Origin of the sequence: Arthrobacter sp. Soil736, assembly GCF_001428005.1 — a bacterium.
GTDB lineage: Bacteria > Actinomycetota > Actinomycetes > Actinomycetales > Micrococcaceae > Arthrobacter.
The window spans coordinates 1-1,707 of record NZ_LMSB01000018.1; the positions used below are offsets into that span (position 1 = coordinate 1).

The window sequence follows — 1,707 nt, forward strand, 5'->3', positions numbered from 1 at the left end:
GAATGGCTTGTGCAGCATATGGCCGACGAAAGGCTTGTCATCGTGGAGTCTGACGAGGATCCGCTGCTGTATGAGAATGGCTTGTGCAGCATATGGCCGACGAAAGGCTTGTCATCGTGGAGTCTGACGAGGATCCGCTGCTGTATGAAGTGGGCCATATACCGTCGGCCGTGAAAATTGATTGGCATACAGACCTGAACAACCAGGTGATGCGCGACTATTTGACGGGCCAGGAATTTGCCAACCTGATGACCTCCCGCGGTATTTCACGGGACAGCACCGTTGTCATTTATGGTGACAAGCACAACTGGTGGGCCGCCTATACCCTCTGGGTATTCAGTCTCTTTGGCCATCCTGACGTCCGTTTGCTCGACGGCGGACGTGAAAAGTGGATCTCCGAAGGACGTCCTCTCGAGACCGCGCCCGCGCCCGCTCGGACCGCAACGCCGTATCCGGTAGTCAAGCGCGACGACACGTCCATCCGGGCGTTTAAGAATGACGTCCAGGAACACATCGGCCTACCCCTCATAGACATCCGCAGCCCTGAGGAATACACCGGTGAGCGCACGTCAATTCCCGATTACCCGCAGGAGGGCGACGTCCAGGAACACATCGGCCTACCCCTCATAGACATCCGCAGCCCTGAGGAATACACCGGTGAGCGCACGTCAATTCCCGATTACCCGCAGGAGGGAGTCCTCCGCGGCGGGCATATCCCTGGGGCCCGCAATGTCCCGTGGGCGCGGGCTGTTTCGGATAATGGAACGTTCAGGCCGCGAAGGGAACTGAAGGAGATCTACTTCAACGAAGTAGGCCTTCGAGCCGACGATGAAGTYATCACCTACTGCCGCATTGGYGAGCGTTCAAGCCATTCCTGGTTTGCCCTGACTTTCCTGYTGGGCATGGACARGGTGAGGAACTACGACGGCTCCTGGACCGAATGGGGCAACKCAGTRCAGGCTCCGATAGCGGTAGGTTTAAAAGATCCTGTTTGGGTGAGTAGTTCGGCTACCGTCTCTCCGGAGCCATAGATGGCGGTCTACCCCCGCACCTCCAGCCTCGGCACCGTAACTGACTAAGTAGCCGCCTGGTGCCAGGAGTCACCAGCAGCCCGCCCGTTACCTTTTTTCGTAGCCCGGGTCCTGTTGCCGCATAAKGGTGTGTTGGTCGGTCGGTCCGCGCATGGTTTCTGCCCCCAGTCGTTCATGATCCGGGGGTGTTGTAACCGTACCGGCTTGGCGGCAGTTGATCGCTGRTAGAGGCACGATGATGGGTCAGGCACGACGATCGGTCCTTCGTAACGTGGATGCCGACACCTGCCGCCGTTGACCAGCCAGTACAGACAGTGACGTGCGAACAAGGGAGCGAGTGTGGCGCTGATTCTGGATCAGCAGGATATTGACGTATTCATTGGTTTGGACGTCGGAAAATCCGGTCACCATGCCGTGSCCCTSAACCGTGCGGGGAAGAAGCTCTTCGATAAGGCCCTGCCCAACCACGAAGCCCGGCTGCGAGGGGATCCTGGATTCCTTGTCCGCCCACCGCAGCAGCCCGACGCGTGAAACTGCAGCGGAAATGATTCCCCCAGGCGSCGACGTTCATTTCAATCAAAGCCTTCGTGTTCAATGCCCGGCTTGGGCATTAGCTTGCGCGGAGCGCGTGGGTGCGTCTCAACAACCCTTCAAGGCACAACAAAGAATGGCAACG

At 58.4% G+C, this 1,707-nt stretch carries 1 protein-coding gene and 1 pseudogene; both read left to right on the forward strand.

Annotation, left to right across the window (positions count from 1 at the left end):
- The first annotated feature begins 83 nt into the window (after positions 1 to 83).
- Positions 84 to 1,031: a sulfurtransferase gene (locus ASG92_RS11905; RefSeq protein WP_277309026.1), complete on the forward strand. Its 948-nt coding sequence runs from the start codon at positions 84 to 86 to the stop codon at positions 1,029 to 1,031.
- A gap of 339 nt (positions 1,032 to 1,370) precedes the next feature.
- A pseudogene (locus ASG92_RS11910) lies at positions 1,371 to 1,514 on the forward strand (IS110 family transposase); the annotation flags it as partial.
- Positions 1,515 to 1,707: the final 193 nt, after the last annotated feature.